Origin of the sequence: Sphingobium sp. OAS761, assembly GCF_024168485.1 — a bacterium.
In the GTDB taxonomy this organism is placed as follows: domain Bacteria; phylum Pseudomonadota; class Alphaproteobacteria; order Sphingomonadales; family Sphingomonadaceae; genus Sphingobium.
In genome coordinates this window covers 375,106-399,535 of the sequence record NZ_JALJVY010000001.1, presented here as the reverse complement: position 1 = coordinate 399,535, position 24,430 = coordinate 375,106, and the positions used below count along the sequence as shown (strand labels likewise).

The window sequence follows — 24,430 nt, the reverse complement described above, 5'->3', positions numbered from 1 at the left end:
TACTCATAGGTCCATCAGCCTCTTTCAGGAGAATGTCATGGAAAACAGCCACGTTTCAGCTCTTTCAGCAAAGCATGCCGGTCTCGAAGCCCGAATCAAGGCGGAGACAAGTCGACCCATGCCCGACGCCGTTCTTGTGGCGACGCTCAAGAAGCAGAAATTACGGCTGAAGGAAGAGATGACCGCGCAGCATTAAGCCAGGTTCGCTCATCTGCAAAGAACCCCGCGACCATCCGGTCCGCGGGGTTTTTTTGTGTCCGGAAACGGCCGAGGCGCCGGATCGTCAGCGGCGCGGCATTTGCCGCTGATGCATGCGCAGATAGTCGGGCATCTGCGCCTTGGCAACGCCGGAGGATACGGGCTTGCGTGCAAGCTGGGGGTCGATCGGTTCATCGAATGCCAGCCCGATCTTGTCTTCCCGCGACCAGGCGATCATGCCGCTGATGGGGCCGACGCCGCGCAGATCGAGCTTGACCCGGGTGCCGGCGGGAATGGCGCGTTCGCAATCCGCCATCAGTCCGGTGGCTGACAGATTGCGGATTCGCGCCTTGCCAAGCGATGCGCCATCCTCTGCCTGCAGCGACGCGAGCAAAAACAGGCTGTCACGCGGTGCGGAGCGCGCCGGGCCTCGTTCAGCATTGTTCGGTTCGTCGTCCATTCCAAACCCGTAATGACTTGTGATGTGGTACGGGCAATCTAAGCTCGGGGAATGGACAAAGCGTTAATCATCGCGGGAGATTTTCTCCTGGCGCTCGTGACGCTCCTGCGCCTCGACCGTCATCGTCGCGATCGGCCGCGCCTCCAGCCGACCTAGCGAGATCGGCTCGCCCGTCACTTCGCAATAGCCATATTCGCCCTCGTCGATGCGACGCAGCGCCGCGTCGATCTTGGAAATGAGCTTGCGCTGACGGTCGCGGGTCCGCAGTTCGATCGACCAGTCCGTTTCGCTGGATGCGCGATCGTTCAGATCGGGTTCGCGCAGCGGTTCGTTCTGGAGCACCGCCAAAGTCCCTTCGGCCTCCGTCAGTATCTGCTTCTTCCACGCCCACAGGCGCTGCCGGAAATATTCCTGCTGAAGCGGATTCATGAACTCTTCGTCGGGCGAAGGCCGATAATCGGGGGGTAGCGTCACAGTCGATTTGGGCGGCTTTGCACCGTCTTTATCGGAATTCAGGACCGATGCCATCTGGCTCTCCGAATCGAATGGCCCCGATGCTGGAAGTCCCGGGGCGCACATGCCTTTTTCTCGTGGCGCCTAATAGCCATGGGTACGAGGCGACACAAGCGCGCAATGGTGAAGCCGGACCGGCCCGGTACGATTTCGCCGACGGCACGGGCGATTGCGTCGCGACCGGCCGCCGGGACGGCAGAGCAAGGCAAGGGGATTCAGCTCTTGCCCCGCGGCCGTTCCATTGTGGGACGTTAACCATATCCCTTCAGCGAACCGCAGGAATTACCTCGACTTGCACCCGATATTCAGGGTTAACGTCATTGCAGTTAACGCTTTCTTTTGCGTTCTTGGGGATAGGAAGTCTCAGTCCCGCCACCTGGATACACCGGAGGCGGGTCCTGGACAAAAAACGAAGAGTGGACCCTATGTCGGTACGGATGGCCTTGGCTAAATTATGCGCCTGCACTTGCGGCGGGGCGATCATCGGCGGCGGCGCGGTCCATGTGGCGGAAAGCGCGCGCCCTGCGGTCGTTCACAGCAACAAGAGCGTCAAGGCAGCGCCCAAGAAGCGCTATGCCGTGCGCGCCGTGAAGCGCAAGGTGGTCAAGACCGTGACCGCGTGCGCACCGCAGACGGTGACCGTCACCAGCCAGCCGGCGCCCGTTCCCCTGCCCCTGCCCCTGCCGCCGGCCGAAATGCCGATGATGTCCGGTGGCGGCGGCGCTGTTCCGGTGGTGATGGGCGGTGGCGGCGGCTTCGGCGGCGGCGGTTTCATCGGTGGCTTCTTCGGCGGTGGCGGAGGCGGCAGCGGCGGTTCGGTCGTCATATCGTCCACCAGCAGCTCCACCGGCGGGATCAGCAGCTCGACCAGTTCGACGACAGGCGGCGTGTCGACCTCGACCGGCGGCGTGTCGACCTCGACCGGCGGCGTGTCGACTTCCACCGGCGGCGTGTCCACCTCCACCGGTGGCGTGTCGACATCTTCCGGGGTCAGCTCCAGCTCCTCGTCCAGCTCCAGCTCGTCATCGTCCTCCTCTTCGTCCAGCTCCTCTTCGAGCAGTTCGGGCGGATCGAGCGGCGGCAAGCCGGGCAAGCCCGATCACCCCAGCTCCAGCGGCGGCAGTTCGGGTTCGAGCGGCAGCTCCGGCTCCAGCGGCAGTTCGGGCAGCAGTGGTTCGTCGGGCAGTTCGTCCTCGTCCAGCTCTTCGTCCTCGAGCGGCTCCTCTTCATCCTCGGGCGGTTCGTCGAGCTTCGGCAGCACCGGGAGTTCGGGCAGCAGCGGTTCGTCGGGCAGTTCGGGTTCTAGCGGCAGTTCGTCCTCGTCCTCTTCGAGCAGTTCGTCGTCCAGCAGTTCGTCGAGCGGCGGTTCCAGTTCCAGCACCGGCGGCACGGACGTTCCCGCCCCGCCGATGGTCCTGCTGTTCGGCGCGGCCGCCGTGGCGCTGGTCGCCCGCCGCCGCTTTGCAGAGCGCAAGGCCCAGAACGCGGCCTGACGGCGACAGACAAATATTGCAAAGAGGGCGGCTACCCGACCGGGTAAGCCGCCCTTTTCGCGTCCGTCAGCTTTCGGCGATGATGCGCTCTATGTCCGGCACCGGATGGTTGGACAGGTCCTTCGCAACCTCGCCCACCAGCCTTTGCCGCACCTCCTTGTGATAATGTTTTCGCATCTCGCCCAGTGCCGTGGGCGGCGCGACGACGATCAGCCGTTCATAGTCGTTGGCCAACGCGCGCCGTTTCAGCAGGTCCGCCGCGTCGGCGGCGAAGCGCGCTTCCTCCAGATCGTGAAAATTGGTCTGTTGCATCGCGCTGCGATGGCTGCCGACGGAATTGAAGGCCCGGCCCGGCGCATCCGACGCCTGGTCGCGATCGGCCGGATTTTCCTGCTCGCGCACCACCTCCGCCTTCAAATTCGGGAATTCGGCATCGCCGTCGTTACGGAAGAACAATATCTTGCGTCCGTCCGCCACCAACACCACCGTGTCATGGTCGATTTGCATCCTGCATTCTCCTTTCTGTTTTCGCTGCCCCTGTTCAACGGGTGAAGGCGCCCGGGGTTGCGCCGGTTCGCGCGCGGCGGCATAGGGCTGGCCCATGCACGACATCCGCTCCATCCGCGAAAATCCAGCCGCTTTCGACGCCGCACTCGCACGGCGCGGGCTGGCGCCGCTCTCGACCGACATTCTGGCAGTCGACGAACGGAGCCGCGCGCTCAAGACGGAATGGCAGCAGGCGCAGGCCCGCCGGAACGAAGCGAGCAAGGCGATAGGCCAGGCCATGGCGGCAAAGGACATGGACAAGGCGGAGGCGCTCAAAGCGGAAGTGGCCGCGCTCAAGGACAGGATGCCCGCGCTGGAGGCGGAGGACCGCGAGGCCGGCGACGCGCTGACCGCGATGCTGGCCGCCATCCCCAACCTGCCCGCCGACGATGTCCCCGAAGGCGTGGACGAGGACGACAATGTCGAGGTCGGACGCTGGGGCACGCCGCGCGACTTCGATTTCGCGCCCCGGGATCATGCCGATTTCGGCCCGGCGCTGGGCCTGGATTTCGAAGGCGGGGCGGGCCTTTCGGGCGCCCGCTTCACCGCACTGCGCGGACCGATGGCGCGGCTGCACCGGGCGCTGGCGCAATTCATGCTGGACATGCAGACCGCGACCCACGGCTATGAGGAAACCATCGTTCCGCTGCTGGTGAAGGACGAAGCGCTGTTCGGGACCGGACAATTGCCCAAGTTCGCCGAGGACCTGTTCCGCACCACCGACGGCCGCTGGCTCATTCCCACCGCCGAAGTGTCCCTGACCAACCTTGTCGCGCAGCAGATCGTGCCGGCCGACAGCCTGCCGTTGCGCCTTACCGCGCTGACCCCCTGCTTCCGGTCGGAGGCCGGGTCGGCCGGGCGCGATACGCGCGGGTTCATTCGCCAGCACCAGTTCGAAAAGGTCGAGCTGGTCGCCATCTGCCGGCCCGAGGAGTCGGACGCCGAGCATCAGCGCATGGTCATGGCGGCGGAGGCCGTGCTCCAGGCGCTGGACCTGCCCTATCGCAAGATGCTGCTGTGCACCGGCGACATGGGCTTTGGCGCACGCAAGACCTGGGATCTGGAAGTGTGGCTGCCCAGCCAGAACACCTATCGCGAGATAAGTTCCGTCTCCAATTGCGGAGATTTCCAGGCGCGCCGGATGAACGCGCGCTACAAGCCGGAGGGCGAGAAGCAGACCCGTTTCGTCCATACGCTGAACGGGTCCGGCCTGGCGGTCGGTCGCACGCTGGTCGCCATTCTGGAAAATGGCCAGCAGGCGGACGGCAGCGTCCTCATCCCGCAGGCGCTCGCCCCGCATATGGGCGGCATCACCCGGCTGGAGCCCCGCTGAGCCCCCGACAGGAGTATCGACTTGCGCATCCTGCTTACCAACGACGACGGCGTCCACGCGCCCGGCCTGAAGATATTGGAGCAGATCGCGCGCCGGTTTTCCGACGACATCTGGATCGTCGCGCCGCATGAGGAACAATCGGGCGCGGGCCACAGCCTGACGCTGACCCGTCCCCTCAGGGTGCGCCGCCACGGCGAAAAGCATTACAGCGTCACCGGCACGCCGACCGACGCGGTCATGATGGCGGTCGGCCACCTGATGAAGGCGTGCAAGCCCGATCTGGTGCTGTCCGGCGTGAACCGCGGCGCCAACCTGGCGGAGGACGTCACCTATTCCGGCACTGTCGCGGCGGCGATGGAGGGCGCGATCTCCGGCATACGGTCCATCGCGCTGAGCCAAGTCTACGCGCGCGAGGGCATGGGCGATAGCGTGCCGTTCGCGGCGGCGATCGCGTGGGGCGAAAGGGCGCTGCGGCCGCTGATCGACATGCCCCCTTCCCCCCGGATGCTGTTCAACGTGAATTTCCCCGCCGTCGACCCGGATGCGGTGAAGGGCATACGGGTCGTGCGGCAGGGGTTTCACGACGTCGACCGCACGCAGATCATCGAAGGCATGGACCCGCGCGGCTACCCCTATTTCTGGTTTGGTCTTGGCAGCAGCGATGCGGTACCGGAAGGATCGGACCTGGCCGCGATCGCCGAAGGCTATGTGACGGTGACGCCGTTGCACTATGACCTGACGCAGGACAGCGCGTTGAAGGCGACGGCCGCGGCCTTCGCGGAATGATGGGCGGCCGGGCGATGGGCGGCGACGGGGAGTGAGGATGGACATGGGGGATCAGGGGCGCAGGATGCAACGATCGCCCTTGCTGCTCGCGCCGATGATGCTGGCCGCGTGCATCCCGGCGGAAACCGGCCGAGCACCCCGTCCGGATACGCCACCGCCCCGCATGGACGCCGACGCATCGACCGCCCGGGTCGTGGAGGCCGAGCCCGTCTGGACCGCGCAGCAGGTGGTGGCGAACGCGCAAAATGTCGCCGGGTCCGCCTATGTCGTGCAACCGGGCGACACGCTGCGCGGGATCGGCAATCGCACCGGCGCGGGATCGGAGATGATCGCGCGCGCCAACGGCCTGGTCCCGCCCTATCTGATCCGCGCCGGGCAGCGGCTGACCATTCCCGGCGGCCGCTATCATGCCGTTGCGGAGGGCGAGACCGGGATCGCCATCGCGGCGGCCTATGGCGTGCCGTGGAGCCGCATCGTCGAGGCGAACGGCCTGGAGGAACCCTATACGCTGCGGCGCGGGCAGAGGCTGCTGCTGCCCGGCGAGACGCCCGTGCGTCCGCCGTCGATGGAACAGCGTGCCGCCGCCTTCCGCATCGACATCGACGATGTGGTGACCGGCGGCCAGCCCGCCGCGGCCGAAAACGCGCCGGTCGCCGTCGCCTCGTCCCGGCCCGATCCCCTGCCCGCCAACGTGCCCATGGCCCAGCCGGGCAGCTTCGCCGGCAGTTTCGGCTGGCCGCTCAAGGGCACGATCGTCTCACGCTTCGGACCGGGCCAGAGCGGATCGAAGAATAACGGCATCGACATCGCCGCACCCATGGGCACGCCGATCCGCGCGGCCGCCGGCGGCGTCGTCGCATATGCCGGGGACAAGGTGGCGGTGTTCGGCGGCCTGGTCCTGATCAACCATGGCAGCGGCTGGGTCAGCGCCTATGGCCATGCCAGCCGAGTCGACGTGGTGCGCGGGCAAAAGGTGGCCAAGGGGCAGGTCATCGGCCTGACCGGCGACACCGGCTATGCCAGCACGCCCAAGCTGCATTTCGAATTGCGCAAGGACCGCACGCCGGTGGACCCGGTCGGCAAGCTGCCGCCGGCATGAGGATCGACGAAGGCCTCACCCGCTCCCCGACGGCGGGCTTCCTGCGGCGGCGCTCGTCCCTGCCGATCTGGGCGGACCTGGCGTGGCGCGTGGCGCTGCTGTTCGGCCTGATCGCGCTGGTCCTGCTGCTGCACTGGGTGGGGCGCGACGGGCTGAAGGACAATTATGACGACCATATCGATTTCATCGATGTGCTCTACTTCACCACCGTGACGGTGACGACGGTCGGCTATGGCGACATCGTCCCCGTCACGCCGGCCGCCCGCCTGTTCGAATCGCTGTTCGTCACGCCGATCCGGCTGTTCGTCTGGCTGCTCTTTCTGGGCACGGCCTATAATCTGTTTTTCCGCAACATAGTTTACAGGTGGCGCATGGCACGCATCCAGGCCGATCTGCACAATCACATCATCGTCACCGGCTTTGGCACCAGCGGCCAGGAAGCGGTGCACGAACTGATCGCGCGCGGCACGGACCCGCGCGAGATCGTGGTGATCGACGGCAGCGAAAAGGCACTCGAACTGGCCGAAGCGAAGGGTTGCAATATCCTGTGCGGCGATTCGACGCGGGACAAGACGCTCAAGGACGTGGCGATCCACCGGTCGCGCGGTATGATCGTGTCGGCCGGTCGCGACGACACGTCGATCCTGATCACGCTTACCGCCCGGCATCTTGCCCCCGACCTGCCGATCAGCATCGTCGTGCGCAACGAGGATAACGAGCTTCCCGCCCGGCAAGCGGGCGCGACGACCGTCATCAATCCGGTCAGCTTCGCGGGCCTGCTGCTGGCGGGCAGCACGGGCGGCGCGCATATCGCCGACTATATGGCCGATCTCGCCGCGTCGGGCGGCCGGGTGAAGCTGAACGAGCGTCCGGTCCGACCCGAGGAAATCGGCGCCCCGCTCTCTGCCATAACAACGGGCCTTGGCGTGCGGGTCTATCGCGGCGACCGTCCCGTCGGCTTCTGGGAAGACGGTGCAAAGCGGCTTCAGGCCGGGGACATGATCATCGAAATCACCGAAGGCAATGGCGTCGGCTGAACCGCCTTGTCGACCACGTGACATTTGGCGCGAAAAACCCTATGTGCGCGGCGATCATGGCAACCAAAATTCCGCAAGCGCCGAAAGTCGGCATGGTGTCGCTCGGCTGTCCCAAGAATCTGGTGGACAGCGAGCGCATCCTCACCAAGCTGCGCTCCGACGGCTATCAGATGTCGCCCGACTACGCCGGCGCCGACGTCGTGCTGGTCAACACCTGCGGCTTCCTCGATTCCGCCAAGGAGGAATCGCTGGAAGCCATCGGCGAGGCAATCGCGGAAAACGGCCGCGTCATCGTCACCGGCTGCATGGGGGACGAGGCGGACGCGATCCGCGCTAAATTCCCGCAGGTTCTCGCCGTCACCGGCGCGCATCAATATGAGCAGGTCGTCAACGCAGTGCATGACGCGTCGCCGCCCGTGCCCAACGCCTTCGTCGACCTGGTGCCCGAAGGCGGGCTGAAGCTCACTCCGCGCCACTACAGCTATCTGAAGATTTCGGAGGGCTGCAATCATCGCTGTTCCTTCTGCATCATCCCGTCCATTCGCGGCGACCTGGTGTCGCGCCGGATCGACGCGGTGCTGCGCGAGGCGGAAAAGCTGGTCGCCGCCGGGACGCGGGAATTGCTGGTCATCAGTCAGGACACATCGGCCTATGGCGTCGACACGCGCCACGAACCGCGCCAGTGGAAGGGCCGGGAAGTTCGCGCCCACATGACCGACATGGCACGGGAGCTGGGCCAGTTGCGCGCGGCGGACGGCGCCGCGCCCTGGGTGCGGCTGCACTATGTCTATCCCTACCCCCATGTCGACCATGTCGTTCCGCTGATGGCCGAAGGGCTGCTGACGCCCTATCTCGACATCCCCTTCCAGCACGCCGCGCCCTCCGTGCTCAAGGCCATGAAGCGCCCGGCCAATGAGGCCAAGGTGCTGGACCGCGTTCGAAAATGGCGCGACATCTGCCCGGACATCGCGATTCGATCCAGCTTCGTCGTCGGCTTTCCCGGCGAAACAGAGGCGGATTTCCAGTATCTGCTCGATTGGCTGGACGAAGCGCAGCTCGACCGCGTCGGCGCCTTCCGGTTCGAACCCGTCGAAGGCGCGGCCGCCAACGCCCTGCCCGACGCCGTGCCCGAAGAGGTCAAGGAAGAACGCTACCAGCGCATCATGGAACGGACCGCCGCGATCAGCGCCGCCAAGTTGCAGGCAAAGGTCGGCCGCGTCCTGCCCGTCATCCTGGACGAGGTGGGCGAACCGGACGAGGAAGATGGCAGCATCGGCGCCACGGCGCGCAGCCAGGCGGATGCGCCGGAAATCGACGGCAACGTCTTCCTGCGCGATGTGGGCGACGGACGGAAGGCCGGCGACAGGATCGCCGTACGGATCGAGGATGCCGACGAGCATGACCTCTACGGCGTGCCGGTCTAGCCGCGACGGCGCTGCCGCTCAGGGCTGCGCGAACGCGTCCCGGTAGTCCGTCCTGATCGCCTTGAGCATCGCGGCATCGACCGGCAGCGCCACTTCGTAGCTGCCCTCCGCATAGGGACCGGCGCTATAGGGGCCGATCACAACGGTCACACCGTCGATCAGCGTGCCGTCTTTCGACGTGGGCACCAGCACCTGTTCCATCGGGTCGATGCATTGGGTGAATTCATCGTCTCCCGGCACGACCGGCTCGCCCCTTTTCTCCGCGCGCTGCCGGTCCAGTTCCTTGCAGAACCGGTCGTGGATGGCCGCCGCGAATGCCGCGGGCGACGTCATCAGGGCCTTGGTGCTGCTTTCCCGCCCCCGGGTCTTGTCCCACAGCAGCGTGTCGTAACCGGTCATGCCGTGCGCACCGCCGGTATAGACATAGGTCTGCGACCGGAGCGACAGGAATCGGGGCGTGTCGGCGGCCACCGACCATTCGGTCTCAAGACTGTGGGCCCGGAACGGATAGCCCGATTCCTTGGCGGACCGGCTATCCTCGCGCGCCATCTTCATGGCGTCGTCCTTCGCCGCCTTCATCCCGGCGCCGAACTTCGCGACGAGTGCCGGGACCGCTGCCGCCTGGGCGGGATAGGCGTAGGAAAATTCCAGCAGCGGGCTATTGTCCTCTGCCTTGAACGCCTTGGCAGGGGGCGCGGGCGGCGGTGTTCCCGCCATGCGGTCGGCGAAGTTCGCGGCCGCCGCGTTGTTGGTCGCATCCGCCGCGTTCCCCGCCGGGTCGCGGGGAACGCACGCCCCCAGCATCAGGCCCGGTAACAGGAGCGCGAACGCCGCGAACGCCAGCCGCCCGCTCCGCATCAATGCGCCTGTGCGGCGCGGCAGCGTTCGCCGATCGCCTTGCGCGCATGATCGCCTTCCAGCGCGCGCGCGGCGTTCGGCCAGCCTTCCGCGATCAGGGCCTGCTCGACCGCATGGCTATTGTCGTATCGCCCGGTCTCGGCGAGTGCATAGGCACGCGTGCGGGCGGCCTGAAGGCCGCGATCATTGTCGTGCAACATCATCCTTCTCCTTATTGTCCTGTTTCAAAACTAGGCCTGCCGAGCGAACGTGGCAAATGAAGAAAAGTCCGGCCGTGGCCCGCGGACGATGAAATTTTTTTGCGCTTTTCATGCCCCTTCGCGCTCCTTACATCCGCGCAATGACCGACTATCCCGATCTGCTCAAGGCCGACGCAGGCCAGCCCGCCCATGCCATCCACCTGATCGACGCCACGGGGTTCGATGCCTGGCTGTCCTCCCGGCCCGACCACGTCCGTGCCCTGATCGCCGCCCAGAAATTCGGCGGCAAGGCGGGCGAGCGGGCGATCCTGCCGGGGGATGGCGCCGACGACTGGAGCGTGGTCGCCGGTGTCGCCGACCAGCAGGCGCTGGGTCCGTGGTGCCTGGCCAGGCTGGCCGAAACGCTGCCTGCGGGCAGCTATCGGCTGGCGGACGGCGCGCCCGGTGCCGCCGCGCTGGGCTGGCTGACCGCGCAATATCGGTTCGACCGCTATCGCAAGGACGAAACCGCAACCGGCCCGCGCCTGTTGCTGTCGCGCGACGTCGCCCGGATCGACCCGACGATCGAACTCGCGCGCGCGATCGCGCTGGTACGCGACCTCGTCAACACGCCGGCGGCCGACATGGGTCCGGCGGAACTGGAGGCGGCGGCGGGAGAGGTCGCGGCGGCATTCGGCGCCGACATGTCGGTGACACGCGGCGACGCGCTGGAACAGGGCTATCCGATGATCCACGCGGTCGGCCGCGCCGCCGACCGGCATTTCGCGCCCCGGCTGATCGAGATGGTCTGGGGCGATCCGGGCGCACCGCGAGTCGCCATCATCGGCAAGGGCATCTGTTTCGACAGCGGCGGCCTGGACATGAAGCCGTCATCTGCCATGCGCCTGATGAAGAAGGACATGGGCGGCGCGGCGCACGCGTTGGCTCTGGCCCGCCTGATCATGGCCGCGCACCTGCCGGTTCGGCTGCATCTCCTGATCCCTGCGGCGGAAAATGCGGTCGGCGGCAACGCCTTCCGTCCCGGCGACATCCTGCATACGCGCAAGGGACTGACGGTGGAGATCGGCAATACCGATGCGGAGGGCCGGCTGGTGCTGGGCGACGCGCTGACCCGCGCGGGCGAGGACAAGCAGGACCTGGTGATCGATTTCGCGACATTGACCGGTGCCGCCCGCGTCGCGCTCGGCCCCGACCTGCCCGCAACCTTCGCCAATGACGAGGATCTTGCCGCGCAGATCGTCGCCTGCGCGACGGAGGTCGACGATCCGCTGTGGCGACTGCCGCTCTGGGACGGCTATGCCGACATGCTGAAGTCCGACGTGGCCGACATCAACAATGCCGGCGAAGGCGGCTTCGCGGGCGCCGTCACCGCCGCGTTGTTCCTTCAGCGCTTCGTGCCCGCCGACACGCCCTGGCTGCACCTCGATACCTTCGCCTGGCGCCCGGCCGCGCGGCCCGGCCGGCCCAAGGGCGGCGAGGCGCTGGGTCTGCGCGCCGTTTTCCGATTGCTCCAGCGACGCTTTGGCAAGAATATATAATGGCCTGATAATCACGGGGCCGTTACGCAACCGGATTTGCCATTGCGCGTTAAGGGCCCATGAACGCGCATTCGGCCAAAGAACAGCTCATCGAAATCGGTCAATCCGGCATGCCGCCATTGCGACACTGGATGCACACGCTGGTCAACTATGTCCGATCGGGCCGCCCCGATCTGACGAACCGGCAAATGGCGCTTATGATGACGGTCTATATCGCCGCCGGACCGCATACGGTGCGCGGACTGGCCGAGGCGTTGCACGTTTCCAAGCCGGTGATCACCCGTGCGCTCAACAAGCTGTCGGCGCTCGGCTACCTGCGGCGGGAGCGCGATGTGACCGATCGCCGCAATATTTTCATCACACGCACGTCCAAAGGGGCGGAATTTCTTGACGCCTTTCACCATTTCATCGCAGGAACCGCGCGCGATGAAAGGTCCGATCACTCCCGCGCGGAACGCTCCGCCTGAAAGAACCCGCTTCCATCTGGAAGGGCGGTCCGTTGCGCTCGACCGCCGCATCCATGCCGCGCGCGGCGATCTGGCCGACCTGTCGCTGGCCGGCACGCTCTTTTCCGCCCATTATGCACGCGCCGTCCCGCTGAGCTGCGTGGCCGGCGGCACACCGGTGCTGACGTCCACCACGCCATCGGCCGAGGCATCGAGCGAACTGCTGCGCGGGGAGATTTTTCACGCGCTCGACGTGACGACCGACTGGGCCTGGGGCTTTTGCGGCCATGACGGGTATGTCGGCTATGTCCGGCGCGACGCCCTGGATGTCGAGGAACAGCCGACTCACCGGATCATCGCGGAGACCGCGCCGCTGTTCGCCGCACCGGCCATCAAGGCGCCGATCGTCGATTATTGGCCGCAAGGCGCATTGTTCTCCGGCGATTTCCAGGACGGATTCATCGCCTGCGCCGAAGGCTATGTCCATGCGCGCCATGCCGCACCGGTCGCATCCGTGCCGGCGGACTGGGTCGCCGTGGCAGAAAGCTATCTGGGTCAGCCCTATGTCTGGGGCGGACGCGGTCATCGCGGCATCGACTGTTCGGGACTGGTGCAGGTCGCGCTGGGCCAATGCGGCATCGCCGTGCCGCGCGACACCGACCTGCAATGCGAAGGGATCGGCCAGCCGGTGCCGACCGACTCCGGGCTGCAACGGGGTGACCTCATCTTCTTTCCCGGCCATGTCGGCATCATGACGGATGCACATATCCTGCTGCACGCCAACGCCCACTGGATGGCGGTGGTGAAGGAACCGCTGGCCGACGTCGTCGCGCGGCTGGCGCCCGACCATCCCCAGCCCGTTATCGCGATGCGGAGGATCGGCGCATGACGACCCGGGTCTTCATCGACGGCGGCGTGGGCACGACCGGGCTGGAGATCGGCGAGCGGCTGGCGGGCCGTGCGGAGCTTTCCCTGATCAGGCTGGACGAGCGGGACCGCAAAAATGTGGCCGCGCGGCGCGACGCGCTGAACGCGGCGGACGTCGTGATCCTGTGCCTGCCCGATGACGCCGCGCGCGAGGCGGTGGCGCTGATCGACAACGATCATACACGCGTCATCGACGCGTCCACCGCGCACCGGGTGGCGGACGGGTGGACCTACGGCTTTCCCGAGCTGGAGCCCGGGCATCGCGACCGGCTGGCCGCATCCCGGTTCGTCGCCAACCCGGGCTGCTGGCCGACCGGATTTCTGGCGCTCGTGCGCCCGCTGGTCCTTGCCGGGCGGATCCCGTCCGACTGGCCGGTTTCGGTATCGGGGGCGTCGGGCTATTCCGGCGGCGGCAAGGCGATGATCGCGGACTATGAGGGGGAAGGCGGCGCCCCGACCGGGTTTCGCGCCTACGGCCTTGGCCTTTCCCACAAGCATGTCCCGGAAATGACATGCTATTCCGGCCTCGCCCATCCGCCCTTGTTCGCGCCGGCCGTGGCGGATGCCTATCGCGGCATGATCGTGGAGGTTCCGTTGCAATTGCGGGCCATGCCCGGTGTCCCGACGCTGGAAAGCATCCACGAAGCGCTCGCGACCGCCTATGCGGGGTCGCCGATCGTCAGTGTGGCGCCGTTCGACGCCAGCGCCGGCATGACCAGCATCGACCTGGAGCATGTGGGCGCCACCGACCGGCTGGCCCTCTTCGTGTTCGGCAATGCCGAAAGCGGTCAGGCGCGGCTGATCGCGGCGCTGGACAATCTGGGCAAGGGTGCGGCGGGCGCGGCGGTGCAGAACCTGAACATCCTTGCCGGCCTGCCGGAAACGGCGGGCCTGCGGCTCTGATCGGTCGCGGTCAGTGAACCGTGCCGATCGGCTGATAATGGGTCAGCACGACGATCAGCCGCTCGATCTGGCGCCAGTGGCAGAAATGGATATGATTGCCCATGTCCAGGCTGCGGTCGGCGCGGGCGGCCGCTTCGTACCCCGCATTGTCGCCGAACATTGCGATCAGTTCGGCGGCATCCTCGTAGCTCTTGCGATCCGCGACAAACGGCATCTGCATTGCACCCCCGCATAATATTCTGGCGACCCCTTAGTCAGGTCGACGGTTCAAGCCGCGTGCCATTTCCCGCCGCCGGGACGCAGGGCGGGATACGAGGGTGAACGAAGGATTAGGCAAGTCCCGGGACGGGACAGGAGTGCCACACCGGGACACGTCGTCCCGAAACGGGCCGCGACGGGAAGCGGCTGGCATTGACGGCGCGGCCGTGGCAAAGGGCGCTCCATGAGCAGGAACAACAAGACTCCGACCGGCGCGGGCGCGATCATCGCGCTGCTGACCATGGTCGGCACGATCGGCGGCGGATTGATGGGGCAGCCCAGCATCGGCCTGTTGTCCGGGCTCGGCACCGGCATCGCCATCGCCATTCTGCTCTGGTTGCGCGAACGGGGCGAATAAGCCGCCGGCGCCGCCGCTATCCGCCTTGCCCGGCGCTGCGCCCCGACCTAGATGGGACGCCATGAACAAGCATGTCATCGCCCTTCCGCTTATCGTGATCGCCCTTGCGGGCGGCGCCTTCCTCTATTTCGCGCAGGGCGATACGGCGCGCCTGCCGCCGGGCGCCGACGTGGGACCGGAACCGGCCTTCACCAGCCCCCGCAGCGAAATGATACCGACCGTCAACATCGCCAAGGTAAAGCCGTGGAAAGCCGGGGCGGCCCCCGTCGCCGCGCGCGGGCTGGCGGTAGCGCGGTTCGCCGAGGGGCTGGCCCATCCCCGTTCGTTGCTGCGCCTGCCCAATGGCGACATACTGGTCGCGGAAACGAACAGCCCGCCCCGGCCGAAGGATGGCCTGGTCCAGCGCGTCATGAACTATCTGATGGCCGAAGCGGGCGCGGGCGTGCCGTCGGCCAACCGCATCACCCTGCTGCGCGACGCGGACGGTGACGGTCACGCCGAAACCCGCACCGCCTTCCTGACCGGACTCAATTCCCCCTATGGCATGGCGCTGATCGGCGACACGCTCTATGTCGCCAATACCGATGCGCTGATGGCCTATCCATACAAGGCCGGCGATACGCGGATCGCGGCCAAGGGGCGCAAGATCATCGACCTGCCGGCGCAGGCCCCCAACATGCACTGGACGCGCAGCCTGGCTGTCAGCCCGGACGGGCTGCTCTATGTCGGGGTCGGGTCCAACAGCAATATCGGCGAAAACGGGATGGAGAGCGAAGCGCGCCGCGCCGCGGTGCTGGAGGTCAATCCCAAGACCGGCTATTCGCGTATCTTCGCGTCGGGGCTGCGCAACCCGGTCGGCCTGGCCTTCGAACCGGAAGGCGGCGGCCTTTGGGGCGTGGTCAACGAACGCGACATGCTGGGCGCGGACCTTGTTCCCGATTATCTGACCCGGGTCGAATTCGGCGCCTTCTACGGCTGGCCGTGGAATTACTGGGGCGGGTATGAGGATCGCCGGGTCCAGCCGCAGCGGCCGGAGATTCGGGAATATACCAAACGCCCCGACTATGCGCTGGGCAACCATGTCGCGCCGCTGGGCCTGAGCTTCGCGCAGAATGTGAAGCTGGGCGCACCCTTCGGCAATGGCGCCTTCATCGCGCTGCACGGCAGCTGGAACCGCAAGCCGGCGGCCGGATACAAGGTGGTGTTCGTTCCGCTGAAGGATGGCGAAACGACGAAGGCCAAGCCGATCGACGTGCTGACCGGATTCCTGGACGCGGAAGGTTCGGCCAATGGACGGCCGGTGGACGTCACCCCGGACGCCGGTGGCGCGCTGCTGGTCAGCGACGATGTGGGCGGGATAATATGGCGGGTGACGAAGGCGAAATAGCGCGTCAGACGGCGCGCCCGTTGCGCCCCGCCAGTTCGACCACATATTGCCAGGCGACCCGGCCCGACCGGCTGCCGCGCTGCGTCGACCACCGGATCGCCTCCAACGGATCGAAGTCCAGGCCCAGGCTGTCGGCATAACCGCGCACGATGGCGACATAGGCGTCCTGATCCATGGCGTGAAAGCCCAGGCTCAGCCCGAACCTGTCCGACAGCGCCATCTTGTCATCGACCACGTCGCGCGGATTGATCGGATCATCCTGCTCGGCCATGTGACGCGGCACGATATGGCGGCGGTTGGACGTGACATACAGCCGCACATGCGCCGGCCGCGCCGCCGTGCCCCCCTGCAGCAGGGATCGCAGCGCACGCGCATCGGCGCCGCTGTCGTCGAACCCCAGATCGTCCAGAAACAGGATGAACGGCCGCGTCGTCGCCCGCAGCGCCGAAAACAGCGCCGGCAGGCTGGCCAGTTCGTCGATCGCGCATTGCAACAGCGCGATGTCCCGCCCCTGCCGCTGGAGTTCACCGACCGCGGACGCAACGACGGCGGACTTGCCCGTACCGCGCGCGCCCCACAACAGCACGTCATGGGCGGCATGCCCGGCCGCCAGGCGCCGCGTGTTTTCCAGCAGCGCTTCCTTCTGCGCGTCGATGCCGGTCAGCAGCGCATAATCGACCGGCGCGAACGCCTCGACCGCACGGATGGATCGGCCGTCCCAGACATAGGCCGGGGCGGCGGAAAGGTCGGCAGGGGCAGCCGGCGGCGGCGCCAGCCGTTCCAGCGCCTCGGCAATGCGGGTCAGGATCGCGTCGTTCATGGCGCGCGGCTTACCGACGCGGGTGATGGAGGACAAGCGCCAAGGCAATGTCATTCTTCTGACGCAATGGTCTTTTACTCGGCGGATGTGGAGAGTATATCGCCGGGGCCGTGACCATCGCCAATCCAGCTTTCGCGACCAGAACCTGCCGCTATGGTGCCGACGCGCTGCGGGAGGCCGCCCTGCTCATCCGCGCCGGCGAACTTGTCGCCGTTCCCACCGAAACCGTCTATGGACTTGCCGCCGACGCCACCGACGATCAGGCTGTCGCCGCCATCTACAGCGCCAAGGGACGGCCCAGCTTCAACCCGCTGATCGTCCATGTCGCCGACCTGGACATGGCGGAGCGACTGGCAGACTTTTCCCCGATGGCGCGGCTGCTGGCCGAGCGTTTCTGGCCCGGCCCGCTGACGCTGGTGCTGCCGGTGCGCGCCGACAGCGGCCTTTCCGCGCTGGTGACGGCGGGCCTGCCGACCGTCGCGCTGCGACTGCCCGCCCATCCCGCCATGCGATCGCTGGTCCGCGAAAGCGGCCGGCCGCTCGCCGCGCCATCGGCCAATCGCAGCGGTTCGATCAGCCCGACGCGCGCGGAACATGTGCTGGCAAGCCTGTCCGGCCGGCTGCGCCTGGTATTGGATGAAGGGCCGACCAGCGAGGGGCTCGAATCCACCATCGCCGCGCCGGAGGCGGACCGCGTGCGGCTGCTGCGCCCCGGCCCGGTCACGGCGGCGATGCTGGAGCAGGCGGCGGGCGTGCCCGTCACCGGCGCGGGCGACACGTCGCGGATCGAGGCGCCCGGCCAACTGGAAAGCCATTATGCGCCGTCCAAGCCCGTCCGGCTGAACGCGTTGCGCGCGGAAAAGGACGAATATCTGATCGGTTTCGGCCTGATGCCCTGCCACATCAACCTCAGCCTCGAAGCGGACATGCGCGAGGCGGCGGCTAACCTGTTCTCCGCGCTGCATGTCGCCGATGCCAGCGCGGCTGCCAGCATCGCGGTCGCGCCGATCCCGGTCGAAGGCATCGGCGCGGCGATCAACGACCGGCTGCGCCGCGCCGCCGCCTGACGGTCAGTCGCAGTCGCTGTAGCCGGCATCCCGGCACTGTTTGCGGCGCTCTTTCGCCGCCTTCTTCGCCGCCTTGCCCTCGCGCGCTTCCTGCTTGCGCATCTTGCGGCCATAGTTGCGGTCGGCTTCGTCCTGGCTGGTGGTCGCCCAGTCCGCCACCTGCGACCCGGCCCGCACCGGTGCCGTCACCACGCTCGCCACGGTGCGCACGCACCCCGGCAGGGCCAGCAGCAGCAGCGGCATTGCGAACATTATCTTTCTCGTCATCGTCGTCGATCCCCGGCTGATGCGTTTCGCCGTCCTCAGTGGTCCGATTTTGACATTTGCAGACCCATCCAAGCCGGCGGGAATGCAAATGTCAAAATCAATCCCCTAGCATGACGGATATGAACCGCCCACCAAGGACGTCGCGCGGGGCGTGCGGGCGCGCGCGCACCGATCAGGCGTCGATCCGCTCGCCAAAACCCTTGCGCAGCTTGGCAAGCTTGGGCGGGATCACCGCCATGCAATAGGGGTTTCGGTCGCCGACCCGCTCCCAATATTTCTGGTGATAGTCCTCGGCCGGATACCAGGGCGCGTCCGGCTCGATCGTGGTGACGATCGGGGCCGACTGGTCCGCCTGCGCGCGCTCAATCCCGGCACGCGCCTGCGCTTCCTGCTCGGGCGAATGCGGAAAGATGGCGGACCTGTACTGGGTGCCGACGTCATTGCCCTGACGGTTCAGCGTCGTCGGGTCGTGCGTCGCAAAGAAGATGGCGAGCAGGTCGTCGTAGGATATGACATCGGGGTCGTAGGCAATGCGGATCGCCTCGGCATGGCCCGTGCTGCCCGAACAGACCTGTTCATAGGTGGGATCGGGCAATGCGCCGCCGATATAGCCGCTTTCCACCGCCTTCACGCCCTTGAGATTCTGATACACCGCCTCAGTGCACCAGAAACAGCCCCCGGCTAGTGTCGCGATGTCGTCGGCCATATGATCCATCCTTGTCGTCCTGAAACGGGGAGATAGGAAGTGTCAGGCCGGTGTTCCAGCCTCCATCGCCGCGGCTTCCGCCTTGGCCCGTTCCTCCGCGACCAGTTCCTTGCGCGACAGCTTCCCGACCAGTGTCTTGGGCAGGGAAAGTCGCACCTCCACCTCGCATACCCGCTCATGCTTGCCCAGTTGCGGGTTCAGCCAGTCCTTCAACGCCGCGCCGTCGATCGTCTCACCCTCGTTCAATGTCACGAAGGCCTTGGGCTGTTCGCCCCGATAACGGTCGGGCACGCCGATCACCAGCGCCTCCTTGATCGCGGGATGGTGGTAGAGCACGGATTCGACCTGGCTCGGGAACACCTTGAACCCGCCGACCGCGATCATGTCCTTAAGCCGGTCGACGATCTTCACATAACCATCCTCGTCGATGATGCCGACGTCGCCGGTGCGGACATAATCGCCGACGAACACCTGCGCGTCGGCGTCCGGCCGGTTCCAGTAGCCCTTCATGATCTGGGGCCCGGCGAACAGCAATTCGCCCGGCTCGCCCTCGGGCGGCGGTCTCGTCGGGTCCTCCCGGTCCACCAGCCTGACGCGCGTTCCGGGCACGGGCTGTCCCACCGTCCCGCTCTTGTTCAACCCTTCATAGGGGTTGGAACAGACGATGGGGCTGGTTTCAGTCAGACCATAGCCTTCTATCAGCCTGGCACCGGTCGCCGTCTCGAATTTCTGTTTGAGTTCCAGCGGCAGCGGCGCGCCCCCGGAAATACAGGCGCGCAGCGAGGAAAAGTCGACATTCCTGAGCGCGGGATGATCCAGCAGCGCCTGATACATGGTCGGGACGCCGGGCAGCGACGTCGCCTTGACGCGCTGCACCGCCGCCAGCACCTGGGCGGCATCGAAACGCGGCAGCATCACCATCTCGCCGCCGTTCATGACCGTCCGGTTGAGCGTGCAGGTATTGGCGAACACGTGGAAGAAAGGCAGGACCGCGATGATCCGGTCCTCTTCATGCGCACGCGGGTCGATCGCCTGCGCCTGTCGCGCATTGGCGGTCAGGTTCTGGTGCGTCAGCATCGCCCCCTTGGGCGTGCCGGTGGTGCCCCCGGTATATTGCAGCAACGCGATGTCGTTGGCCGGATCGATGTCGGCCATGGCGCATTCGCCGCGGTTGGCCATCAGCCGGTCATAGCGGATCACGCGGGGGTCGTCGGGGATGGGCGCGGATTCACCCGCCTTGAACCAGCGGAACAGCAGCGATTTCACCGGCGGCAGCATTTCCGCCACCGTCCCCACGATCAGGGTTTCCAGCGAACTATGCTCCAGCACGTCCAGCGCGGTGGGCAGCAACGCCTTTGCCGACAGTGTGAAAAGGATCTTCGTCCCGCTGTCCTCGACCTGATGCTCCAGTTCGGCGGCGGTATAGAGCGGGGAGAAGTTGACCACGATCGCCCCGGCCATCAGCGCGCCATAATAGGCCGTGACATAATGGGGCGTGTTGGGCAGGAAGAGGCCGACCCGATCGCCCTTGCGCACGCCCATCGCCTGAAGTCCGCAGGCGATGCGACGCATCTGGTCGAACGTCTCGCCATAGCTGAACTTGCGGCCCATGAAGTCGATCATATGGGCGTCGGGATGGGCGTTGACGCTGTCGGCGACCATCTGTCCCATCGACAGCGGCGCAAAGCTCTGGGCCCATGGCGTAGGGTGCCGGTAATGCTCCGTCAGGATTTTTTCTATGCTCTCCATGCCTGGAATGTATGGCCATCGCCTACTTTACGCAAGCGTCAACCGCAGCAAAAAAGGCCGCGCGGACATGCCCGCACGGCCCTGCATTCCGGCGGCGTCGCGGCGCGCCCCGGGGAACGCCGCCGACGCTACGGCATCACACCTCGCCCTTGTTGCTGCTGAACGGATCCAGCACGGTAGCGACACCCGAAATCAGGTCGCCTTCGCTCTTGAGCGCCTGCTCCGCGCGACGCACGGCATCCTCGCGCTCGCGCCGCAGTTCCTCGATCAACGCCTCGCGGTCGCCGTCCAGGCGCGAATCGGTCGGGGCCTCGATCCCCGCCTTCTTGGCGGCCCGCGCCACCAGCGCATCCAGTTCGCGCTGCGAACACAGGCCCAGCGTCACCGGGTCTTTGGGCGTGATGTTGGAGATGTTCCAGTGGGTGCGGTCGCGGATCGCGGCGATGGTCGTGCGGGTCGTGCCGATCAGCTTGCCGATCGCGCCGTCCGACACTTCGGGATGATTGCGCAGGATCCAGGCGATGCCGTCCGGCTTGTCCTGCCGCTTGCTGACCGGGGTGTAGCGCGGCCCCTTGGTGCGACGGACCGGCTCGGGGCCCTTCAGCATCTTGAGCTTGTAGTCGGGGTTCGCCTCGCCCTTGTGGATTTCCTCCATGGTGATCTCATGGGCGCGCACCGGATCGCGACCGGTATATTTGATGCTGGCGGTATCGTCGGCGATCGCCTGCACCTCAAGGATGTGAAGCCCGCAAAATTCCGCGATCTGGTCAAAGCTCAGCGCGCTGTTGTCGACCAGCCAGCTGGCGGTCGCATGGGGCATAAGGGGCTGGGACACGGGGTCTTCTCCGGCACGTAAAAACGATAAGGGCCGCCCAATCTGGGCGGCCGTGACGGAGGAGAGATAATCCATCGCGGCCCCGGCGGCAAGGAAAAGCGTCAGGCGGCGCTGTCGATGACGTCCGGGTCGATTTCGTGGAGGCCCGACAGGAATTCGCGCGCGCTCCGTTCCCAGCTGAAGCCGCGCCCATAGGCGGCGCAGGCGGCGCGGTCGCGGGTCAGCGCCTGCCCGATCGCCTGCCCCAGATCGTCCGACAGGGCGCCGGTTTCGGCCGTCACGATGTCGACCGGGCCGGTCACGGGATAGGCCGCGACCGGCGTGCCGCAGGCCAGCGCCTCGATCATCACCAGCCCGAACGTGTCGGTCCGGCTGGGAAAGACGAACACGTCCGCCCCGGCATAGGCGCCCGCCAGTCCGGTGCCGAACATCGCGCCCAGAAAGCGCGCCTGCGGCCAGGCCCGTTCCAGCGCAGCGCGCGCCGGCCCGTCGCCGACCACCACCTTGGTGCCGGGATGATCGCTGGCGAGGAACGCCTCCAGATTCTTCTCGACCGCGACCCGCCCGACATAGAGCATGATCGGGCGCGCCAGGTCGGCGAACAGATCGGGCGGCGGGGCGGCGGGCGTGAAGGCGGCCAGGTCCACGCCCCGGCCCCAGGGCCGCACATTGGCGACGCCGTGCGCGCGCAATTGTTCGCGCACCGAACGGGTCGACACCAGCACCGCCTGCGCCGGCCCGTGAAACCAGCGTATATAGCGCCAGAACCACGCGGCAGGCAGACCCGTGCGCTGCGCCACATAATCGGGGAAATGGGTGTGATAGGCGGTCGTGAAGGGCACGCCGCTGCGCAGGCACCAGCGCCGGGCCGCCACGCACAGCGGTCCTTCCGTCGCCAGATGCACCGCGTCGGGCCGGAACGCCGCGATCTCCTGACCCACCACGGCGGACCGCACCAGCGCCAGCCGGATCTCGGGATAGGTCGGACAGGGAATGGACCCGTAGAGATCGGGCGACACCACCTTCACTTGATGGCCCATATGCTCCAGTTCGCGCTGGATGGTCTGCAGGGTTCGCACGACGCCGTTGACCTGCGGGCTCCAGGCATCGGTCACGATGGCGATGCGCATCACGTCATGCTCCACTGAAGACTGCCCCGGGCGATGCCACTTCCGGCGTCACGCCGCGATCCGGGCCTGTTCCACGCGACCGTCCTGCGACCGCCCGGCGATTTCATCGGCCCAATGCAGCACCTCCATCCGCCCGTCGCAATGTTCGACCAGCGCGGTGCAGCCTTCCACCCAGTCGCCGTCATTATAATAATCGACGCCCTCGATCCGGCGCATCTCGGCATTGTGGATGTGGCCGCACACCACGCCGTCGACGCCGCGCGCCCCGGCCTCATGCGCCACCACTTCCTCGAAGCGGGAGATGAAGGACACGGCATTCTTGACCTTGTGCTTGGCCATCTTGGAAAGCGACCAATAGGGCAGCCCCATGCGCTGCCGCACCGCGTTCACGACCACATTCAGCCGCATCAGCGTCGTGTAGGCCGCGTCCCCTACAAAGGCGAGCCAGCGATGCGCCAGCATGATCGTGTCGAACTCGTCGCCATGCAGCACCAGCAGCTTGCGGCCGTCGGCCGTCTGGTGGATCGCCTTGCGCCGGATTTCCACCCCGCCAAAGCTCATGCCGGTGAACTGCCGGAACATCTCGTCATGGTTGCCGGGAATATAGACGACGCGCGTGCCGCGCTTGGCGCGCTTCATGATGCGCCACACCACGTCATTATGCGCCTGCGGCCAGTAGAAGCGCTTTTTCAGGCGCCATCCGTCGATGATGTCACCGACCAGATAGATGGTTTCGCTGTCCACATTGTCCAGAAAGTCGATCAGCATCGCCGCATTGCAGCCGCGCGTGCCAAGGTGAATGTCCGAAATCCAGATGGTGCGATAGCGGCGCCGCTGCCCTTCCCGCTCGGGCGTCTGGAGCGTATCTTCAACGCCCTCTTCCAGGTCGCTCAGGAAGGGCAGGCGCGTGATGGCGTTCATGATGGGTCCCCGAAAACCTCTGTCCTCGGGACCGAATCCTTAGCGCCACTATGTTACAGTTCCGCAGAGAATATGACGGAAATGCTACGGTTTCATCCGCACCGGATCATCGCCGATGCCGGTCAGCGCGCCCTTACGCCACCAGCACGATCTTCCCGCAATGCTCGCCCGCGTCCATCCGCGCATGCGCCTTCGCCGCGTCCGTCAGCGCGAAGCGCCGGTCCATCGCCGGGCGCAGACGGCCCTCTTCCACGAAGGACCAGACGTTGCGCATCAGCTCATCCGCGACCAGGCTCTTGAAGCCCACCGATCGCGCCCGCAGCGTCGATCCCGTGATGGTCAGCCGCTTGCTCATGATCGCCGGAATGAAGATGCTCGCCTTCGCCCCGCCCAGTACCGCGATCGACACATGCCGTCCGTCCTCGGCCAGGCATTCCAGGTTGCGCGGCACATAGTCGCCGCCGACCATGTCCAGCACGGCCTGCACACCCTTTCCGCCGGTGATCTCCTTCACCGCCGCGACATAATCCCCGGTCCGGTAATTGATCGCGTGATCGGCGCCCCATTCCCGCGCCTGCGCGCATTTCCCGTCGCTGCCGCAGGTTACGACGATGCGGATGTCGAACAGCCGGCACAGGGTGATCGCCATCGTACCGATGCCGCTGGTGCCGCCATGCACCAGCACCGTGTCTCCCGCCACGACATAGGCGCGTTCGAACAGGTTGGTCCACACGGTGAACAATGTCTCGGGCAGTGCCGCCGCCTCCACCAGGTCGACGCCGTTCGGCACCGGCAGGCACTGGCCCGCGGGCGCGACCGCATATTCGGCATAGCCTCCGCCCGCCAGCAGGGCGCAGACCTTCTGCCCGACCATCATGTCCGCGCCCTCGCCGGCCGCGACGACCGTGCCGGCAACTTCCAGTCCCGGAATGTCCGAGGCGCCGGGCGGCGGCGGATATTTGCCCATGCGTTGCAGGACGTCCGGGCGATTGACCCCGGCCGCCGCGACCCGGATCAGCACTTCGCCGGCGCCCGGCACCGGCACCGGCCGCCGTTCCGGGACCAGCATGTCGGGGCCGCCCGGCGCCGCGATACCGATCGCGGTCATATCCGATGGCACCGCAAATTGCTGCACGTCCGCGTCCGCCATATGTGCTTCCCCAAAAGCCGT

29 protein-coding genes are annotated in these 24,430 nt (G+C 66.5%); 13 read left to right on the top strand and 16 right to left on the bottom strand.

Features of this window, described 5'->3' with window-relative positions:
* Window positions 1-37 precede the first annotated feature (37 nt).
* Complete coding sequence (locus J3E64_RS02075) at window positions 38-196, top strand: YdcH family protein (RefSeq protein WP_253339078.1); 159 nt, start codon at window positions 38-40, stop codon at window positions 194-196.
* Between the two features lie 87 nt (window positions 197-283).
* Here J3E64_RS02075 and J3E64_RS02070 read toward each other — a convergent pair whose 3' ends face one another.
* From J3E64_RS02070 to J3E64_RS02050, 5 genes are all read right to left on the bottom strand, one after another.
* Window positions 284-658 carry a PilZ domain-containing protein gene (locus tag J3E64_RS02070; RefSeq protein ID WP_253339076.1) on the bottom strand — a complete coding sequence of 125 codons (375 nt, stop codon included), beginning with the start codon at window positions 656-658 and terminating at the stop codon, window positions 284-286.
* 63 nt (window positions 659-721) lie between these two features.
* Window positions 722-1,186: an RNA polymerase-binding protein DksA gene (gene dksA / locus J3E64_RS02065; protein WP_253339074.1), complete on the bottom strand. Its 465-nt coding sequence runs from the start codon at window positions 1,184-1,186 to the stop codon at window positions 722-724.
* A gap of 556 nt (window positions 1,187-1,742) precedes the next feature.
* Window positions 1,743-2,264, bottom strand: coding sequence for a hypothetical protein (locus tag J3E64_RS02060; protein ID WP_253339072.1), 522 nt, complete (start codon window positions 2,262-2,264; stop codon window positions 1,743-1,745).
* A 6-nt stretch (window positions 2,265-2,270) separates the two neighbouring features.
* Window positions 2,271-2,645, bottom strand: a complete 375-nt coding sequence (locus J3E64_RS02055; RefSeq protein ID WP_253339070.1) for a hypothetical protein — start codon at window positions 2,643-2,645, stop codon at window positions 2,271-2,273.
* Window positions 2,646-2,730: 85 nt separating this feature from the next.
* Entirely contained in the window at window positions 2,731-3,171 is a 441-nt protein-coding gene (locus tag J3E64_RS02050; protein ID WP_253339068.1) for a host attachment family protein, read from the bottom strand.
* A 94-nt stretch (window positions 3,172-3,265) separates the two neighbouring features.
* Between J3E64_RS02050 and serS the strand changes: the two genes are divergently transcribed.
* The 5 genes from serS to rimO all read left to right on the top strand — a co-directional run bounded on the left by serS (window position 3,266) and on the right by rimO (window position 8,889).
* Window positions 3,266-4,543, top strand: a complete 1,278-nt coding sequence (gene serS / locus J3E64_RS02045) for a serine--tRNA ligase (protein WP_253339066.1) — start codon at window positions 3,266-3,268, stop codon at window positions 4,541-4,543.
* 21 nt (window positions 4,544-4,564) lie between these two features.
* Window positions 4,565-5,329, top strand: coding sequence for a 5'/3'-nucleotidase SurE (surE, locus tag J3E64_RS02040; protein ID WP_253339064.1), 765 nt, complete (start codon window positions 4,565-4,567; stop codon window positions 5,327-5,329).
* Between the two features lie 64 nt (window positions 5,330-5,393).
* Complete coding sequence (locus tag J3E64_RS02035) at window positions 5,394-6,428, top strand: M23 family metallopeptidase (protein ID WP_253339062.1); 1,035 nt, start codon at window positions 5,394-5,396, stop codon at window positions 6,426-6,428.
* A complete protein-coding gene (locus J3E64_RS02030; RefSeq protein ID WP_253339060.1) occupies window positions 6,425-7,465 on the top strand; it encodes a TrkA family potassium uptake protein in 1,041 nt (346 codons plus the stop codon). The genes J3E64_RS02035 and J3E64_RS02030 overlap by 4 nt, the downstream gene beginning before the upstream one ends.
* 41 nt (window positions 7,466-7,506) lie before the next feature.
* Window positions 7,507-8,889 carry a 30S ribosomal protein S12 methylthiotransferase RimO gene (gene rimO / locus J3E64_RS02025; RefSeq protein ID WP_253339058.1) on the top strand — a complete coding sequence of 461 codons (1,383 nt, stop codon included), beginning with the start codon at window positions 7,507-7,509 and terminating at the stop codon, window positions 8,887-8,889.
* 18 nt (window positions 8,890-8,907) lie between these two features.
* Here the strand turns inward: rimO and J3E64_RS02020 are convergent, their stop codons facing one another.
* Entirely contained in the window at window positions 8,908-9,747 is an 840-nt protein-coding gene (locus J3E64_RS02020; RefSeq protein ID WP_253339056.1) for a DUF4163 domain-containing protein, read from the bottom strand.
* Window positions 9,747-9,947 carry a hypothetical protein gene (locus J3E64_RS02015; protein WP_253339399.1) on the bottom strand — a complete coding sequence of 67 codons (201 nt, stop codon included), beginning with the start codon at window positions 9,945-9,947 and terminating at the stop codon, window positions 9,747-9,749. The genes J3E64_RS02020 and J3E64_RS02015 overlap by 1 nt, the downstream gene beginning before the upstream one ends.
* Before the next feature lie 140 nt (window positions 9,948-10,087).
* On the opposite strand from J3E64_RS02015, the gene J3E64_RS02010 reads away from it, so the two are divergent.
* Genes J3E64_RS02010 through argC form a run of 4 tightly spaced genes read left to right on the top strand, consistent with a single transcriptional unit; the run spans window position 10,088 to window position 13,761 of the window.
* A complete protein-coding gene (locus tag J3E64_RS02010; protein WP_253339397.1) occupies window positions 10,088-11,485 on the top strand; it encodes a M17 family metallopeptidase in 1,398 nt (465 codons plus the stop codon).
* A gap of 59 nt (window positions 11,486-11,544) precedes the next feature.
* Window positions 11,545-11,952 carry a MarR family winged helix-turn-helix transcriptional regulator gene (locus J3E64_RS02005; RefSeq protein WP_253339054.1) on the top strand — a complete coding sequence of 136 codons (408 nt, stop codon included), beginning with the start codon at window positions 11,545-11,547 and terminating at the stop codon, window positions 11,950-11,952.
* Entirely contained in the window at window positions 11,912-12,820 is a 909-nt protein-coding gene (locus tag J3E64_RS02000) for a C40 family peptidase (protein ID WP_253339051.1), read from the top strand. The genes J3E64_RS02005 and J3E64_RS02000 overlap by 41 nt, the downstream gene beginning before the upstream one ends.
* On the top strand, window positions 12,817-13,761 hold the full coding sequence (argC, locus tag J3E64_RS01995; RefSeq protein WP_253339049.1) for an N-acetyl-gamma-glutamyl-phosphate reductase: 945 nt from the start codon (window positions 12,817-12,819) through the stop codon (window positions 13,759-13,761). Before J3E64_RS02000 ends, argC begins: the two co-directional genes overlap by 4 nt.
* Before the next feature lie 10 nt (window positions 13,762-13,771).
* On the opposite strand, the gene J3E64_RS01990 is transcribed toward argC, so the two are convergent.
* Window positions 13,772-13,975 carry a hypothetical protein gene (locus J3E64_RS01990; protein ID WP_253339395.1) on the bottom strand — a complete coding sequence of 68 codons (204 nt, stop codon included), beginning with the start codon at window positions 13,973-13,975 and terminating at the stop codon, window positions 13,772-13,774.
* Window positions 13,976-14,203: 228 nt separating this feature from the next.
* On the opposite strand from J3E64_RS01990, the gene J3E64_RS01985 reads away from it, so the two are divergent.
* Both J3E64_RS01985 and J3E64_RS01980 read left to right on the top strand, forming a co-directional pair.
* Window positions 14,204-14,377: a hypothetical protein gene (locus tag J3E64_RS01985; protein WP_253339047.1), complete on the top strand. Its 174-nt coding sequence runs from the start codon at window positions 14,204-14,206 to the stop codon at window positions 14,375-14,377.
* A gap of 61 nt (window positions 14,378-14,438) precedes the next feature.
* On the top strand, window positions 14,439-15,764 hold the full coding sequence (locus J3E64_RS01980; protein WP_253339045.1) for a sorbosone dehydrogenase family protein: 1,326 nt from the start codon (window positions 14,439-14,441) through the stop codon (window positions 15,762-15,764).
* A 4-nt stretch (window positions 15,765-15,768) separates the two neighbouring features.
* On the opposite strand, the gene J3E64_RS01975 is transcribed toward J3E64_RS01980, so the two are convergent.
* A complete protein-coding gene (locus tag J3E64_RS01975; RefSeq protein WP_253339043.1) occupies window positions 15,769-16,584 on the bottom strand; it encodes an ATP-binding protein in 816 nt (271 codons plus the stop codon).
* 110 nt (window positions 16,585-16,694) lie between these two features.
* Between J3E64_RS01975 and J3E64_RS01970 the strand changes: the two genes are divergently transcribed.
* Window positions 16,695-17,651 carry an L-threonylcarbamoyladenylate synthase gene (locus tag J3E64_RS01970; protein ID WP_253339041.1) on the top strand — a complete coding sequence of 319 codons (957 nt, stop codon included), beginning with the start codon at window positions 16,695-16,697 and terminating at the stop codon, window positions 17,649-17,651.
* Window positions 17,652-17,654: 3 nt separating this feature from the next.
* Here the strand turns inward: J3E64_RS01970 and J3E64_RS01965 are convergent, their stop codons facing one another.
* From J3E64_RS01965 to J3E64_RS01935, 7 genes are all read right to left on the bottom strand, one after another.
* Complete coding sequence (locus J3E64_RS01965; protein ID WP_253339039.1) at window positions 17,655-17,918, bottom strand: hypothetical protein; 264 nt, start codon at window positions 17,916-17,918, stop codon at window positions 17,655-17,657.
* A 172-nt stretch (window positions 17,919-18,090) separates the two neighbouring features.
* Window positions 18,091-18,624: a peptide-methionine (S)-S-oxide reductase MsrA gene (msrA, locus tag J3E64_RS01960; protein WP_253339037.1), complete on the bottom strand. Its 534-nt coding sequence runs from the start codon at window positions 18,622-18,624 to the stop codon at window positions 18,091-18,093.
* A 42-nt stretch (window positions 18,625-18,666) separates the two neighbouring features.
* On the bottom strand, window positions 18,667-20,373 hold the full coding sequence (locus tag J3E64_RS01955; protein WP_253339035.1) for a long-chain fatty acid--CoA ligase: 1,707 nt from the start codon (window positions 20,371-20,373) through the stop codon (window positions 18,667-18,669).
* A gap of 136 nt (window positions 20,374-20,509) precedes the next feature.
* Window positions 20,510-21,193, bottom strand: a complete 684-nt coding sequence (locus J3E64_RS01950; RefSeq protein WP_253339393.1) for a DUF1013 domain-containing protein — start codon at window positions 21,191-21,193, stop codon at window positions 20,510-20,512.
* Between the two features lie 116 nt (window positions 21,194-21,309).
* Window positions 21,310-22,338, bottom strand: coding sequence for a glycosyltransferase family 1 protein (locus J3E64_RS01945; protein WP_253339391.1), 1,029 nt, complete (start codon window positions 22,336-22,338; stop codon window positions 21,310-21,312).
* Between the two features lie 48 nt (window positions 22,339-22,386).
* On the bottom strand, window positions 22,387-23,259 hold the full coding sequence (locus tag J3E64_RS01940) for a UDP-2,3-diacylglucosamine diphosphatase (protein WP_253339033.1): 873 nt from the start codon (window positions 23,257-23,259) through the stop codon (window positions 22,387-22,389).
* Window positions 23,260-23,392: 133 nt separating this feature from the next.
* Window positions 23,393-24,409: an NAD(P)H-quinone oxidoreductase gene (locus tag J3E64_RS01935; RefSeq protein WP_253339031.1), complete on the bottom strand. Its 1,017-nt coding sequence runs from the start codon at window positions 24,407-24,409 to the stop codon at window positions 23,393-23,395.
* Window positions 24,410-24,430 lie beyond the last annotated feature (21 nt).